The sequence below is a fragment of the Microbacterium meiriae genome, from assembly GCF_040702565.1.
Classification (GTDB): Bacteria; Actinomycetota; Actinomycetes; order Actinomycetales; family Microbacteriaceae; genus Microbacterium; species Microbacterium meiriae.
The window spans coordinates 653,350-668,358 of record NZ_JBFBLJ010000002.1 but is presented as its reverse complement, the minus strand read 5'-3'; the positions used below and the strand labels follow the sequence as shown (position 1 = coordinate 668,358).

The following is a 15,009-nucleotide window of genomic DNA, read 5'->3' as shown; positions in this document are numbered from 1 at the left end:
CGCATCGCCGGCGCCGTCGCCGTCGATGCCCACGGAGAGGATGACCGATGGAGCAGCCCCAGGGATGGACCTGGCAGGACCGCGCGGAGGGATCGATCCGCCGCGGGACCGCCCTCGACCCCAGCACCGAACCGGTGGACGGGATCCGAGCGTTCCCCACCGCGTACCTGCCGGAGCGCCTGCTGATCACGCGTGCCCTCGACGAGCAGGAGGCGTACGACCGCGAGCTGCGCGCCCTGAGGGATGCCGCCGACTCCTTCGGCTGGCGGCTGGAGCTGGAGTCGCCGGAGCGGGAGATCGGGAACGGCGAGCTCGTGCCGGGTGTCGCGGGGTTCCTGCGGGCGCGCTTGACCACGCCGGATGAGCCGACCAGGGGCGAGTCCCCTGTGGCACCCGATGCCTGGCGGGTGCTGCAACGCGCGCGTCGTCTGTCGCGCTCGACGATGCCGCGGACCAGCCTCGAGCACGTGCTCTCGATCGATCCGGTCGGGCTCAACCCGTTCACCCGCACGAACCCGTTCACGCGGACGAACCCGTTCACCCGGACGAACCCCGTCCGCGGTGCGGCACCCGGCGGAGGCGGTAGCGACGACTACCTGGAGCCCGGACGCGGGGCGCGGCAGCCGGTCACCTGGCTCGGTCCCGCCCCGGCCCGCGCCGCCGCTCCGAAGCGCGGACGACGGCCGGTCGTGGCGATCCTCGACACCGGGTGCGGGGAGCACGCCTGGCTGCCGTCCGACATCGTCACCCGGCACGTGGAGCTCGACGGCGTCCCCGTGGGCTTCACGGACGACGCCGACCCGGAGCGCTACCCCGACCTCTACGGGCAGCTCGACGGCGAGATCGACGCGGTGGCCGGGCACGGCACCTTCATCGCGGGCCTCGTGCGTCAGGCCGCTCCGGACGCCGACATCCTGTCGATCCGTGTCGCCGGCGCGCTCGGGGTGGTGGACGAGAGCACGCTCCTCGAGACCGTGGCGCAGGTCGTGGAGCTGCTCCGGCGGCATCGGGAGGATCCGACGACGGGCTTCCCGATCGACGTGCTGAACCTCTCCCTCAGCTACTACCACGAGACCCCGACCGACGGGCTCTTCAGCACGACGCTGTACGAGCTGCTCGCGAAGGCCAGGGAACTCGGCTGCGTGGTCGTCTGCTCGGCCGGCAACGACGCGATCGACCGCCCCTCCTTCCCCGCGTCGCTGTGGCCGTGGCCCGGCGCCGACAACGGGCTGCGGTCCGACCACGGGGCTCCGCACGTCTCCGTCGGCGCCCTGAACCCATCGGCGCACTCCGTGGCCCTGTTCTCGAACGTCGGCCCGTGGGTGCAGGTGTACGCCCCGGGCGCCGCGGTGGTCAGCACCTCGCCGGCCTTCGTCGGCGGCGCGCAGGCCGCGACCCGCGCAGACGTCGACGGGCTGCCGCGCGAGACGCTCGACCCGGACGACTACCGAGGCGGCTTCGCGGTGTGGAGCGGCACCTCCTTCGCGGCTCCGTACATCGCCGGACGGGTCGCCGCCCAGCTCGGCGCCGTCCCCGCCCAGGGCGTGAAGCCCGCCGTCGCCGCGAAGGCCGTCGCCGCCGTCCTGACCTCGCTGCCGACGCCGCACGAGAGGTCCTGACGCCTCGCGCCCTTCCGCACGACCACCCCGGCACGGCATCCTGGACGGATGCCCCTGTCCGCGAGCGCGCTGCACCGACGCGGCGTCGAGGCGGCCAACGCCCGGCAGTTCACCCGTGCCCGGCGGGAGCTGGAGAAAGCCGCCGCCCGCACGGACGACGTCGACCTCCGCGCGCGGATCGACGGCACGACGGCGTATGTGCTCGCGCAGACCGGTGAGCCCGCGGCGGCGGAGGCGCTGTGCCGGGAGGCCCTGGCCAGGGACGGACTGCAGGCCGAGACGGTCGCCCTCCTCGGCGGGCAGCTCGGCGCCCTCCTCATGCACGGCGGACGGATGGAGGAGGCCGAGGCGAGCCTGACCGCCGCGATCGACGCCCTCACCGCTGCCGGTGCCGAGACGCCGGCCCTCGCGAACTGTCTGATGAACCGGTCGGTGGTGCGGATGCAACGCCATCAGCTGGACACCTGCATGGCCGACCTCCGACGTGCGATCGGGATCTACGAGGCGCACGACGAACGGGACTCCCTCGCCGAGGCCACGCACAACCTCGGCTATGCCGCGCTGCTCGGCGGTGACCTCGTGTCGGCGCTGCGCCTGATGGCCGCGTCCCGGCCGACGTTCGCGGCCACCAGCGCCCTGGCCACCGCCATCAGCGACCTCGACCGCGCCGAGGTGCTCCGCGACGCGGGCCTGACGACCGAGGCGGAGGCGCTGCTCGGCCGCGTGGCCGTGCAGTTCGGTGCGCAGCGGATGCGGCAGGCCCGTGGTGAGGCCGAATTCCACCTCGCCCGCTCGCTCGTCCGGCACGACCCTCGGGCGGCCGAGCGCGCCGCCCGCACCGCCGCCCGACGCTTCACCGCCCTCGGCAGCAGCGGCTGGGCGGCCAGAGCCGCCGCGGTGCAGCTGGAGGCGCGGCAGCGGATCCGGCCCGACCGCCCCCTCGATGCCGACGCGTGGGAACGCGTGGCGCAGGAGCTCGACCGGAGCGGCTTCCGCACCGAAGCCACGGCCCTGCGGCTGAGCGCCCGCCGCGACGGCACCGGCCGCCTCCCCCGCGTCCCCGCTTCGGCCCCGACGCCGCTGCGGCTCCGTGCGCAGGAGGTCCGCGCGGCCCGCGCCGCCGGACGCGGCCGTGACGGGGAGGCGCTGCGCGCCGCGGCCGCCGGGCTCGACCTGCTGTCGGCGTGGCAGCGGTCGTTCGGCGCCCTCGACCTGCAGGCCTCCGTCGCCATGCACGCCAGCGACCTCGTGTTCACCGGGCTCGCCGCCGCCGTCCGCCGCCGCGACCCTGCGACGCTCTTCGAGTGGTCCGAGCGCGCCCGGCACCTCAGCCAACAGGTCGCCCCCGTCCGCCCCCCGCACGACGACGCCCTCGCCGCCGACCTCGCAGAACTGCGGATGCTGCGCGCCGACCTCGCGGGGGCGGACTGGACGACCGACCCCACCGTCCGCGCGCTCCGCGACCGGGTGCGGGAGCGGCAGTGGTCCGCCACCGGCTCGGGAGCGACGAGGGAGCGCCGGACGCTCGCCGAGACCTCCGCGCTCCTGCCGTCCGATACGGCGGTGCTGGCCTACGTCTACACCGGCACCGGCCTGCACGGGGTGGTGGTGCGGCCGGCCGGCGCGACCGTCGTCGACCTGTCGTGGTCGCGGGTACGGACCGCTCTCGACGGCCTGCGCGCCGACCTCGACATGGCCGCGCTCACGCGGGGCGGCGCGATGGGGCCGGTGACCGCGCGCGCTCTGACGGCACGCCTCGCAGTCCTGGACGACGAGCTGCTCGGGCCGATGCGCCGGGCCGCCGCGGGCGCCGAGCGGTTCGTCGTCACCGTTCCCGGAATCCTCGGCGGGGTGCCGTGGGCCATGCTCCCCGGCATGCACGGCGTGCCGTTCACCCTCGCGACCTCGGTCTCGCGCTGGTTTCACGGCACGACGGCCGCCGCCTCGACCCCGAGCGTGGGCTTCGCGGCGGGACCACGGGTACCGCGGGCGGCGGAAGAGGTCCGGCGCGCGGCGGATTCATGGACGACGCGGGGGGCGACCCGCCTGCTGCAGGGCACCGAGGCGACCGTGACCGCCGCCACGGCACTGGCCGGTTCCGTCGATGTGCTCCACATCGCCGCGCACGGACGCCATGCGGTCGACAATCCTCTGTTCTCCGGCTTCGAGCTCGCCGACGGGGTGCTCTTCGGCTACGACGTCGACCTCATCCCCCGGGTGCCGCGGACCGTGATCCTCTCGGCGTGCGAGCTGGGGCGCTCCTCCGTGCGCTGGGGAGAGGAGGCCCTGGGCATGACGCGGGTCTGGCTGCACGCGGGCGCGGATTCGGTCATCGCGGCCCCGGTCACGGTGCCGGACGACGACGCCTGCGAGCTCCTCACCGCGGTCCACGACGGCCTCTCGACCGGTGCTTCTCCCGCCGACGCCCTGGCGAGCGCCGCGCTGACGACGGGGGTTTCCGCCCCATTCCAGTGTCACGGCAACGGATTCTGACTTTTTTGCCGGACCGAGGTATCAGAATCGCACCCACCCTCTCCTGTTCTTCGGAAGGTGTCGAGCGACAGGCCTCGAAGGGAGAGGCCCGAGGGAGGCGCCGTCGGTTCTGGGGAAACGCCGCTAGGGAGCGGGAAGACGAGACGGACACCATCTGCTCGGGAGCGTCACGGTATGCAGCCGCGACGCTCCCGCAGGGCCTCGGCGATCTGGGGACGCCGAGGCCCTCGGGGTGTCCGCGGGCGGCCGGAGCACCTCAGGCGAGGAGGACGCTGTACCCCGCGGCGCGCAGCGCATCGACCGCGGCGCCGTCGGCTCCTCGATCCGTGATGACGGTGGCGAAGAGCTCCGACCCGCCTACCGTGGAGAACGCCTCGACCCCGAGCTTGCTGCCGTCGGTCACGACGACGGCCCGCCGCGCCCGCTCCGCCATCATCCGGTTCACCGCCGCCTCGCGCTCGTCCTGCGTGGTCGCCCCGGCTGCCGCGTCCATCCCGTTCACGCCGATGAACGCGAGGTCCAGCCGCACCCCGCGGAGAAGCTGCTCGACGAACGGGCCCACGAGCTCGTACGTGCGCGAGTGGATGACACCGCCCGTGACGACCACCTTGATCTCCGGCCGGGTGGCGAGCTGAGCGGCGATGTTCACGGCGTTCGTGACCACCGTGATCCCGCCCTCCGCTGCCAGGTCCTCGCGGGCGGCGAGCGCGGCCGCGATGGCCGTGGTCGTCGTGCCGCCGGAGAGGCCGACCACCATACCGGGGGTGACGAGCGCCGCCGCGGTCTGTGCGATGCTCTCCTTCTCGTGCGTGCGGAGATGGCTCTTGTAGCGGAGGGGCAGTTCGTAGGCGACGGTCTGGGCAACGGCTCCGCCGTGCGTGCGGGTGAGCAGCCGCTGCTCGGCGAGGGAGTCGAGGTCGCGGCGGGTGGTGGCCGGAGAGGCTCCGAACCGCTCCACCAGCTCCTCCACCGTCACCTCCCCGTCCGCCGCGAGGAGGTCGAGGATCGCGTGCAGTCGGGCCGCGCGCTTCACCGGTCGTCGTTCCGCGTCGAGGTCGCAGCTGTGCCGGGAACCTCTGCGACCGGAGCGGGATTCTGCGACGGCAGCAGGGCGAACAGTCGCAGCATCCGGGCGGCCTCGTCCGCGAGGGCGGCGCGGGCGGGAGCGAGGTACTTGCGGGAGTCGACGAGACGCTCGTCGGCGGCGAGCACCTCGCGGACCGCGCGCGTGAAGAAGCCGTTGAGGTGGGTGGAGACGTTGACCTTCGTCATCCCGGCGCGCACGGCGTCGGCGATCACGGCGTCGGCAACCCCGGAGGAGCCGTGCAGCACCAGAGGCACGTCGGTCCCGTCGGAGGCAGCACCGCGGAGGGCCGCCCGCAGGCGGGCGATGAGGTCGAGGTCGAGGGAGGCGGTGCGGTCGGTCATGGCGTGCGACGACCCCACGGCCACGGCGAGCGCGTCCACCCCGGTCGCGGCGACGAACGCCCGCGCCTCGTCCGGATCGGTGCGCACGCCGGGGGCATGGGCGCCGTCTTTCCCGCCCACCTCGCCGAGCTCGCCCTCCACGTAGACCCCTGCCGCGCGCGCCCTGGCGGCGACCTCGGCGGTCACCGCCACGTTCTCGTCGTAGGGCAGCGCGCCGCCGTCGAACATGACCGAGCCGAAGCCGAGGGCCACCGCCTCGTCGACGAGCTCCGGTCGCTCCGCGTGGTCGAGGTGCACTGCCACCGGGGTCTCCGCGCGTCGTGCCGCGGCGAGCGTCGCGACGGCGATCGGCTCCAGACCGCCGTGATAGTCGGCGCAGTTCTGCGAGATCTGCAGGATCACGGGGAGCTGTGCGAGTGCGGAGGCCCGCACGAGGCCCTCCGCGGTCTCCAGGTGGATGACGTTGAAGGCACCGATGCCGGTGCCGGCGGTGGCAGCCGCGGAGACGAGCTCCCGGGCGGAGACGAGGGTCACGAAGGGTCCTTCCGGAAGGAGGCGGGGTCGGGGCGGGACACGCGGAGCTGCTCCTCGAGCGCGCGCCAGCGGGGAGAGATGTCGCCGGCGAGCGGCATGAGCACGGCGGCCGCCGACCACGCGGTCGCGCGACGGAGGATGACCTCGGGATCACGCTCGCCCTCCGCGGAGAGCACGGCGCAGGCCGCGACCGCGGCGTCTCCCGCACCGGTCGGGTTGCCGGAGAGCGGCTCGTCGAGTCGGGCGTGCAGGAGATCGGTCGCGGTCACCGCGAGCATGCCGTCGGCCCCGAGCGACAGGAGCACGAGCTCGGCGCCCCGGGCCAGCAGCGACCGGGCCCCCTCGACGGGGTCGTCGATGCCGGTGGCCTCGGCGAGCTCCGCGGCATTGGGCTTGAGCACGGTGGCTCCGGCGTCGGCGGCGCGCAGGAGGGCCGGGCCCGAGGTGTCCACGATCACCGGGACCCGGGCGTCGGCGCCCACCGCGACGAGCATCGGCACGAGCGATTCCGGCGCTCCCGGGGGGAGGCTCCCGGAGACGACGAGGACCCCGGCGCCGGGAAGCCGGTCGACGATCTCCGCGAGGAGCCCGCCCCACTCGGCATCGGTGGGGTTCACCCCTCGTTCGTTGACGATCGTGGTGTCGCCCGCGGCCTCGTCGACGAGGGCGATGCTGCGACGGGTGTCGGCCGCGACGGGCACGAGCACATGGGGCACGCCGCTGGCCGTGAGCTCCGCGGCGAACTCCGCGCCGACCGGACCGCCGGCCGTGGTCAGCGCGAGGACGGACGCCCCCTCGGCGTGCGCGACCCGAGCGACGTTGAGGCCCTTGCCGCCGGCGCGGGACGCCCCGGTGTCCGTGCGGTGTGTCCCGCCTGCGACGAGGCGATCGACCCGCCAGGTGAGGTCCAGAGCCGGGTTCGGGGTGACGGTGAGGATCATGCGAGCTCCCTGGCGCGGAGGGCGGCGCCGATCAGTCCCGCGTTGCCGGACAGCTCGGCGGGGACGAGCGCGGGCAGGCGGTGGAAGCTGAGACGCGCCGCGAGGCGGGTCCGCAGCTCGTCGAAGAGCGCGCCGCCCGCCCGCGACAGTCCGCCGCCGATCACCACGGCCTCGGGGGCGACCACGGCGGTCAGCTGCGCGAGCGACAGGGTGAGCGCGTCCAGCGCCGAGTCCCAGATGTCGGCGGCGACCCGGTCCCCGGCGGCCGCGCGGGCGATGACGTCCTTGGCACCGTCCGGGGTCGTCCCCGTGGCCTCCCGGTAGCGGCGCGCGATGGCGCCCGCTGAGGCCACGGCCTCCAGACAGCCACGGGCACCGCACGGGCACACCGGTCCGTCGGCGATCGGGGAGTGCCCGATCTCGCCGGCGTAGCCTCCGGCCGTGTAGGGGTGGCCGCCGACGAGCAGGGCCCCGGCGATGCCGGTGCCGATCACGAGGATCACCGCGTCGTCGTAGGCCCGCGCGCCGCCCAGCTCGTGCTCGGCCCAACTCGCGGCGCGCACGTCGTGGTCGAACGCGACGGGGAGGCCGAGTCGCTCGGCGGCGAGCGCGCGCAGCGGTGCGTCCCGCCAGCCCATGTTGCTCGCGAACACTCCGATCCCGGCGGCCGCGTCGACGATCCCCGGCACCACGAGCCCGGCGGCGCGCGGCGTCACGTCGGGATGCTCATCGCGGAGCTGCGCGGCGAGCACCTGCAGCCGGTCGAGCAGCGCGGGGGTGCGGTCGCCGTCGGCCGTGGGGGTGGGCGTGCGGCGGAGACCGAGCGCCCGCCCGTCCGCATCGAACAGCGCCGACTTGATGTCCGTCCCTCCGACGTCGAAGGCCAGGACGGGCGACCCGGCGCCGAGCGTGCGCACCGCGGCGAGCTTCTCGCCGGCCTCGTCCCTCGCGACGTCGGGGATCGCGTCCGCGGCGTCGTTCGGGGTCATCGCTCGGCTCCGGGGATCGCTGGCGTCATGCATCCAGGATGACGGATCGCGTGAGGTTGCGCGGCTGGTCGGGGTCGAGCCCGCGGGCCACGGCACGGTCGAGGGCTGTCCGGTGCAGGCGCACGAGATCGGCGAGCGGGTCGATCGCGCGGTGCTCGAAACGGGCGCCCGTGCCGCGCACCTCCGCGGCCAGTCCTTCCGGTGCCTCTCCGAACTGCCACGTCACCCGGCCCGGGGCGGCGATGGCGATCGGACCGTGACGGTAGTCCATCGACGGATACGCCTCGGTCCACGACTGCGACGACTCGCGCAGCTTCAGCGCGGCCTCGTGGGCCAGGCCGATCGTCCAGCCCCGCCCGAGGAACGTGTACTGCTCGGCATCGCGCAGCTCGATGTCGTCCCCGTCTTCGGCGAGCACGGCCGACGCGTCGGCGATGGCTCCGGAGAGGTCCTCACCCAGCGACGCCCGGAAGAGGGCGAGCGCGGTCGTGGCGAAGCGCGTCTGCACCACCGACTGCTCGTCGGCGAACGGCAGCAGCACGGCATCGTCGACGAGGGAGACGAGCGGGGAGTCGGGGTCACCGATCACGCCGATCGTGCGGGTGCGCCCCTTGATGCGGTCGACGAGCTCCAGCACCTCGGTGGTGGTGCCGGAGCGGGTGAGGGCGACGACGGCGTCGTAGCCGCGGTCGACGAAGGCCTCGGAGGCCGCGAACGCGTCGGTCTCGCCGTGGCCGGACGACTCGCGCAGCGCGGCGTAGGACTGCGCCATGAACCACGAGGTGCCGCAGCCGACGACCGCGACCCGTGCACCCCGGGCCGGCAGCAGAGCCTGCTCGGCGGTGAGTTCGGCGGCGGTGGCCCACATCTCCGGCTGGGAGCGGAGCTCTGCGCGCATGTGTGCGCCGGGCAGCGAAGCGGTCATGAAGAGGCCTTTCGGACGAGATGTTGCGTACTTGTGATTGTTTCGGGCGTTATCCGATCATAGTATTTCGTCCCAGGAGAGCAACATCTTGATTTGTTTGTTTGCCTGACAAATAATCAGGACGAGTTCCCCCGAGCCCCCGCTCGGACGATCACGACCGCGCAGGCGGCGCGATCATCACGCACCGTCGCGTGGAGTGTTCTGCGACTGTGCACCACCCCCCTCTCCGGAGAGCGGATCCCGCCCGCTGGAGCAGCACCCACAGTGAGGAATGCAATGCCCATGAACAAGTCACGGCGATACGGGGCCGCAGCGGTCGCGGCCGTCGCCACGCTGTCGCTCGCATCCTGCGGTTTCGGTGGATCGGGAGGAGACAGCGGCGGCGGCGACGACGCCAGTACGCTCGACCTGCTCGTCCCCAGCTACTCCGACGCCACGAAGGGTCTCTGGGAAGACGTCATCGACGGGTTCACCTCAGAGAACCCCGACATCAAGGTCAACCTCGAGGTGCAGTCGTGGGACAACCTCGAGAAGGTCATCTCCACGAAGGTCCAGGCCGGCGAGGCGCCCGACATCTACAACGGCGGCCCCTTCGCGGGCTTCGTCGAGGACGAGCTGCTCTACCCCGTCGAGGAGGTCGTGTCCGACGACGTCTACTCCGACTTCCAGGACTCCTTCCTCGCCAACGCCGAGGTCGACGGCACCGCCTACGCGCTGCCGATGATCGCCTCCGCGCGCGCCCTGTTCGTCAACAACGACCTCCTCTCCCAGGCGGGCGTCGAGGCGCCGACCGACTGGGATTCCCTGCTCGACGCGGCGACCAAGGTGTCCGGGCTCGGCGGTGGTGTCGCGGGCTACGGCATGCCGCTCGGTTCGGAGGAGGCACAGGCCGAGGCCGCCGTGTGGCTCTGGGGCGGCGGGGGATCCTTCGGCGACGCGTCGGAGATCACCATCGACACCCCGGAGAACCTGGTCGGCGCCGAGCAGATCAAGAAGATGATCGACGCCGGAGCGACCCAGGCCGACCCCGGCTCCACGCAGCGCTCCCCGCTGATGGACATCTTCATCCAGGGCAAGATCGGCATGCAGGTCGGCCTGCCGCCGACGGTCGGTCAGATCGCCGAGAACAACCCGGAGCTCGACTACTCCATCGTCCCGATCCCGACGAAGGACGGCTCGCCGTTCACCCTCGGCGTCATGGACCAGCTGATGGCGTTCGAGAACGACGGCGACAAGCAGGAGGCGATCACGAAGTTCCTCGACTACTTCTACTCGCCTGAGGTCTACGTGCCGTGGGTGCAGGCGGAGGGCTTCCTCCCCGTCACGAAGTCCGGCGCCGAGGAGCTGTCCGGCGAGGAGGCCCTCAAGCCGTTCCTCGACGTGCTGCCCGACGCGCAGTTCTACCCGTCGACCAACCCGAAGTGGTCGGCCGCGGACGGCGCCTTCAAGTCGCTGTTCGGACAGATCCAGGACCAGCCGGCGGCCGATGTGCTGAAGCAGATCCAGGACCAGGTGGACGCGGGCTGACCCGCGGAACGGAGAGGTTCGGGAATCCCCCATGAGCCAGACGACAGAATCCTCGAACCTCGCGGGGGCGGCCACCGGCCGCCCCCGCACCCCGGACGCCGGGACGGCCGGGCGCGGTCGCCCCGGCGGGCGGGACCTCCTCCAGGCGCTGCCCTGGATCGCCCCCGCACTGGTGCTCATCATCGGCGTGGTGCTGTTCCCCGCCGGCGTCATGTTCTTCAACTCCACGCGGGACATCTCGCTCTCGGGTCTGGACAAGGGCTCGGCCGGCTTCGACAACTTCGTGACCGTCTTCACGTTCCCGGAGTTCTGGCCGATCTTCGTCCGCACGATCGTCTGGGTCGTGTCGGTGGTGCTGTTCACGGTCGTCATCTCGCTCGGCCTCGCGCAGATCCTCAACAAGGCGTTCCCGGGTCGCCAGCTCGTGCGGATGGCGGTCATCGTGCCGTGGGCCGCGTCGGTGGTGATGACCACGATGGTCTTCTACTACAGCCTCGAACCGTACTTCGGGGTGTTCAACAAGTTCCTCTACGACATCGGGCTCTCCGACGACGCGGTGGGCTACGGCTGGACGAAGAACCCGACGACGGCGTTCGTCTGGTCCATCGTCATCGCGGTGTTCGTGTCGCTGCCCTTCACGACCTACACGATCCTCGCGGGGCTGCAGGCGGTCCCCGCCGACGCGATCGAGGCCGCGAAGATGGACGGCGCCGGCGCCGCCAGGACCTACTGGTCGATCGTCCTGCCGCAGCTGCGCAGCGCGCTCGCCGTGGCGATCCTCATCAACATCATCAACGTCTTCAACTCGCTGCCGATCCTCAAGGTGATGACCGGGTCGATCCCGGGCTACGGCGCCGACACGATCATGACCCTGATCTTCAAGTACATCGAGCTGCAGAAGAAGGTCGACGTCGCGAGCGCGCTGTCGGTCGTCGCCTTCCTCATCGTGATCGCGATCGTCGCGGCCTACGTCAAGATCGTCAAGCCCATGAAGGAGGTCTGATCATGACCGTGACCGAGACCGCCCTCGTGACCACCGCCGACTCCCGCGGACGACGCACCCCGCCGATCCCCGGCCGTCGGCGCCGCTACACCGCCGACCAGGTGACTCTGCCCCGGGTGATCCTGCGCACCGCCGCCGGATTCCTCGTGCTCGCGATCTTCGTGCTGCCGTACCTCATCATGTTCTTCGGATCGGTGAAGACGAAGGCGCAGATCCGCTCGGTCGACCCGACCTACCTCCCGGTGGAGTGGCACTGGGAGAACTACCTCACGATGTGGTCGACGCCCGAGACGCCGCTGCCGTACAACCTCGTCTCGACCATCGTCATCTCCGTGTTCGCGACCCTCCTCGTGCTGCTCGTGTCGCTCCCCGCGGCCTACTACACGGCCCGGTTCCGGTTCCCCGGGCGCATGGTGTTCCTGTTCCTCGTGATCGTGACGCAGATGCTGCAGCCGGCGGTGCTCACGTCGGGCCTGTTCCGTCAGTTCACCGTCCTCGGCCTCGGCGACACCTGGACCGCGATGATCTTCATCAACGCGGCCTTCAACCTCTCGTTCGCGGTGTGGATCATGCACTCCTTCTTCGCCGGCATCCCGAAGGAGGTCGACGAGGCCGCGCAGATCGACGGCGCCGGGCGCCTCACGGTCCTGTTCCGGATCAACCTCCCGCTCGTCTGGCCAGGCATCGTCACCGCGATCGTGTTCACGTTCGTGGCCTGCTGGAACGAGTTCGCCGCCTCGCTGGTGATCCTGTCGACGGACAAGAACCAGCCGCTGTCGGTCGCGCTCACGAAGTTCGTCGGTCAGTACGAGACGAGCTGGCAGTACGTGTTCGGCGTCTCGATCGTCGCGATCCTGCCCGTCATCATCCTGTTCATGCTCATCGAGAAGCGTCTCGTCGGCGGCCTCACCGCCGGCAGCGTGAAGTAACCCACCCGGCTTCCGGTCCACCCCCCGGGTTCCCGTCCGGCACACCTGCACGACCGCGGCGCGCGTGCAGGGGTTCCGGACGGATCCGGTCGTGCGAACGTACCCGGGTCGTGCAGCCGGAACATCCGCCGGCAGAGGTCAGGGGCGGGTTCAGGGGCGCGGGCCGCCGGCGCGGAGCTGCTCGGGGCTCCATCGCACGCCGAGGACCGCGGTGAGGGCGGCCTGCGCGGGACCGGCGGAAGGAGCGACGCGGGGATCGGCGTAGCGGATCGGCACGTCGGCGGTGCCGCGGGCGGGATAGCCGCTCTCGGCGCGGACACGTTCCAGGAACCGGGGGCCGAGCTCCGTCGCGGGACCGCCGATGACGACCTCGATGGGATCGAGCAGCGCCCCGATGAGCTTGATGGCACGGGCCAGGGCCCGCGCGCCGTCGTCGATCAGCGTCTGATCCGCACGGGAGACGAGGGTGCGGACGGCCGGCACGTCCAGCGCGTCCGAGAACTCCTCCCCCAGCATCGGTCCCATCGCGGCCGCCGACTCCAGACAGCCGCGGCGTCCGCAGCGGCACGGACGCGCGGCCTCGCCGAACACCACCTGCACATGCCCGATCTCCCCCGCACGGTCGCGGGGCCCCGGCGCGAGCTCCCCGTCGAGGGTGACCGCGGCGCCGATGCCTCCGCCGCTGTGGATGAACAGCCGGTAACCCGAGGGTGCGGCGTCCAGACCGGCCTCCGCGATGGCCTCGGCATCGACGTCGTTGACGAGGAGGACCGGGACGCCCGCGATGCTCTCGAAGCGCTCGGCCAGCGGCACCTCGTGCCACTCCAGCTGCACGCTCTCCAGCACCGTGCGCCCGTCGGTCGTTCCCGGGACCTGCACGCCGACCGCGAGCAGCCGCGCGCCGTAGGCGGCCACCACCTCGGCGACGGTCTCGTCCAGCACCCGGTCGCGGGTCTGCGTCGTGTAGGAGACGCTGCGGCGGGCGACCTCGGAGCCGTCGAGAGCGACGAGCGCCAGGTACGCACTGGTCGGCTGCACGACGAGCACGAGGATCAGATGATGCTCCGCGTCGATGCTGAGCGTGGTCGCGCGTTTGCCCCCCGTGCTCACCGCCTGCTCGCCCTCCGCGATGAGCCGGTGCTCGATGAGTTCCGCGACGAGGGACGACGCGGTCGCCGCTGTGAGGCCGGTCGCCCGCGCGATACCGGCGCGCGTCTGCGAACCGGACGCCTGGAAGACGAGTTGGAGCGCCCGCCGCAGGTTCGCTCGCCGAACCGCCGCCTGGGTGTCCAGCGCGTCGTCGTGGGTGAACATCTGCGAGTTCCTTCTCGGGGCCGAGGTCCGTCGATTGACAGCGCGCGTACCGCTCCGTACGCTCGGTCCGTTAGTTTATTCATTGAACTTAGTCAGCCCGAGCGTCGATCGGGAGGAGCATCATGCGCTACCCCCAGATCCTAGAGCGCGCCGCCGATCGGACACGAGACGCGCAGACGTCGTCGAACGGCCACGCTCGCGGCATCCGGGAACGCAACCGCGCCCTCGTCCTGCGCACGCTCATGGAGCAGTCGGCTCTCAGCCGCGCGGATCTCTCCCGGCTCACCGGTCTCGCCCGCCCCACCGTGTCGGACGTCGTGCGCGATCTGCTCGCCGACGGCGTGATCAGGGAGAGCGGGCCCAGTCAGGAGTCCCGGCCGGGAAAGCCCGCCGTGATGCTCGAGTTCGACCAGCGCGCCGTGCAGGTCATCGCGCTCGACCTCTCCGTGCCCGGTGAGGTCATCGGGGCGCTGGCCTCGCCCGACGGCCGCCTCTCGCACCGCCTCCACCGGCCGCGCACCCCGGACGCCGCGGAAGCCGTCGCCGGTCTCGTCGCGGAGCTGCGGAGCCTCGCCGACGGTCCCGCGCTCGGCATCGGCATCGGTGTGCCCACCGGCTCCTCCGCGCTGCTCGGTCTCGGACCGCGACTCGCGGAGATCCTCGACGCCCCCGTGCACCTCTTCGACGACGCCGATCTCGTGGCCGACGCCGAGCAGCGGTTCGGCTCCGTCGGCACCGACTTCCTCCTCGTCCGCCTCGGCACCCGCATCGGCACCGCGATCCGCGTCGTCGGCGACGACGGCGCCCCGGTCGAACGATCCATCGGTGCCCGCGAGCTCGCGCACGTCGGTGCCGGCGGCGACCCCGGCGAGGCCTGTCTGTGCGGCCGCGAGGGCTGCGTCCACGCGTGGGCCGCGGCTCCCGCCATCGCCCGGCGCCTGGACGCCTCGGGAGCGGACCGCCCGCAGGTGCTCGCCGCCGCGGGTGCGCGGCTCGGCACGTCGCTCTCGGTCATCGCCGCCGCCGTCGACCTGCCGACGATCGTGCTGAGCGGTCCCGACGAGATCGTCGGAGCCGCACTGGTCGACGCGACGGCCACCGCGGTCCGAGCCGCCTCGCACCCCTCTCTCGGGCCCACCGTGGTGCCGAGCGCGGTCGACGATGCCGTCCTGCTCGGCGCGGCGACCCGCGTGGTGGCCGCCGAGTTCAGCCCGCGCTGACGGACGCGCCCGTCATCCGTCCCCTCCCGCCCGGAAGGGATGGGAGACTCGATCCCGCGAGGCGGCCGTCCGTCGTCTCGATCCGTC

The 15,009-nt window shown here is 72.4% G+C and carries 12 protein-coding genes; 6 read left to right on the top strand and 6 right to left on the bottom strand.

Features of this window, described 5'->3' with window-relative positions; genetic code table 11:
• Nucleotides 1–47: 47 nt before the first annotated feature.
• Entirely contained in the window at nt 48–1,619 is a 1,572-nt protein-coding gene (locus AB0310_RS10630) for a S8 family peptidase (protein WP_259951725.1), read from the top strand.
• A gap of 48 nt (nt 1,620–1,667) precedes the next feature.
• Nucleotides 1,668–4,112 carry a CHAT domain-containing protein gene (locus tag AB0310_RS10625; protein WP_366237206.1) on the top strand — a complete coding sequence of 815 codons (2,445 nt, stop codon included), beginning with the start codon at nt 1,668–1,670 and terminating at the stop codon, nt 4,110–4,112.
• A gap of 256 nt (nt 4,113–4,368) precedes the next feature.
• On the opposite strand, the gene AB0310_RS10620 is transcribed toward AB0310_RS10625, so the two are convergent.
• The 5 genes from AB0310_RS10620 to AB0310_RS10600 are packed head-to-tail and all read right to left on the bottom strand — an operon-like array spanning nt 4,369 to nt 8,929.
• Nucleotides 4,369–5,145 (bottom strand): DeoR/GlpR family DNA-binding transcription regulator, encoded by a 777-nt coding sequence (locus AB0310_RS10620; protein WP_366237205.1) that lies wholly within the window; start codon nt 5,143–5,145, stop codon nt 4,369–4,371.
• The gene (locus AB0310_RS10615; RefSeq protein ID WP_366237204.1) at nt 5,142–6,074 is read right to left on the bottom strand and encodes a class II fructose-bisphosphate aldolase; all 933 of its coding nucleotides are present in this window, start codon (nt 6,072–6,074) and stop codon (nt 5,142–5,144) included. The genes AB0310_RS10620 and AB0310_RS10615 overlap by 4 nt, the downstream gene beginning before the upstream one ends.
• On the bottom strand, nt 6,071–7,015 hold the full coding sequence (locus AB0310_RS10610) for a 1-phosphofructokinase family hexose kinase (protein WP_268777545.1): 945 nt from the start codon (nt 7,013–7,015) through the stop codon (nt 6,071–6,073). Before AB0310_RS10610 ends, AB0310_RS10615 begins: the two co-directional genes overlap by 4 nt.
• The gene (locus tag AB0310_RS10605) at nt 7,012–8,004 is read right to left on the bottom strand and encodes an ROK family protein (RefSeq protein WP_187662876.1); all 993 of its coding nucleotides are present in this window, start codon (nt 8,002–8,004) and stop codon (nt 7,012–7,014) included. Before AB0310_RS10605 ends, AB0310_RS10610 begins: the two co-directional genes overlap by 4 nt.
• Nucleotides 8,005–8,029: 25 nt before the next feature.
• Nucleotides 8,030–8,929: an SIS domain-containing protein gene (locus tag AB0310_RS10600; protein WP_366237203.1), complete on the bottom strand. Its 900-nt coding sequence runs from the start codon at nt 8,927–8,929 to the stop codon at nt 8,030–8,032.
• Between the two features lie 276 nt (nt 8,930–9,205).
• On the opposite strand from AB0310_RS10600, the gene AB0310_RS10595 reads away from it, so the two are divergent.
• The 3 genes from AB0310_RS10595 to AB0310_RS10585 are packed head-to-tail and all read left to right on the top strand — an operon-like array spanning nt 9,206 to nt 12,388.
• Nucleotides 9,206–10,456, top strand: coding sequence for an extracellular solute-binding protein (locus AB0310_RS10595; RefSeq protein ID WP_366237202.1), 1,251 nt, complete (start codon nt 9,206–9,208; stop codon nt 10,454–10,456).
• A gap of 31 nt (nt 10,457–10,487) precedes the next feature.
• A complete protein-coding gene (locus tag AB0310_RS10590; RefSeq protein WP_366237201.1) occupies nt 10,488–11,459 on the top strand; it encodes a carbohydrate ABC transporter permease in 972 nt (323 codons plus the stop codon).
• Nucleotides 11,460–11,461: 2 nt separating this feature from the next.
• A complete protein-coding gene (locus AB0310_RS10585; RefSeq protein ID WP_025104200.1) occupies nt 11,462–12,388 on the top strand; it encodes a carbohydrate ABC transporter permease in 927 nt (308 codons plus the stop codon).
• Between the two features lie 150 nt (nt 12,389–12,538).
• On the opposite strand, the gene AB0310_RS10580 is transcribed toward AB0310_RS10585, so the two are convergent.
• On the bottom strand, nt 12,539–13,702 hold the full coding sequence (locus tag AB0310_RS10580; protein WP_366237200.1) for an ROK family protein: 1,164 nt from the start codon (nt 13,700–13,702) through the stop codon (nt 12,539–12,541).
• A 122-nt stretch (nt 13,703–13,824) separates the two neighbouring features.
• Here AB0310_RS10580 and AB0310_RS10575 point away from each other — a divergent pair, with 122 nt between their 5' ends.
• Nucleotides 13,825–14,922: an ROK family transcriptional regulator gene (locus tag AB0310_RS10575; RefSeq protein ID WP_366237199.1), complete on the top strand. Its 1,098-nt coding sequence runs from the start codon at nt 13,825–13,827 to the stop codon at nt 14,920–14,922.
• Nucleotides 14,923–15,009: the final 87 nt, after the last annotated feature.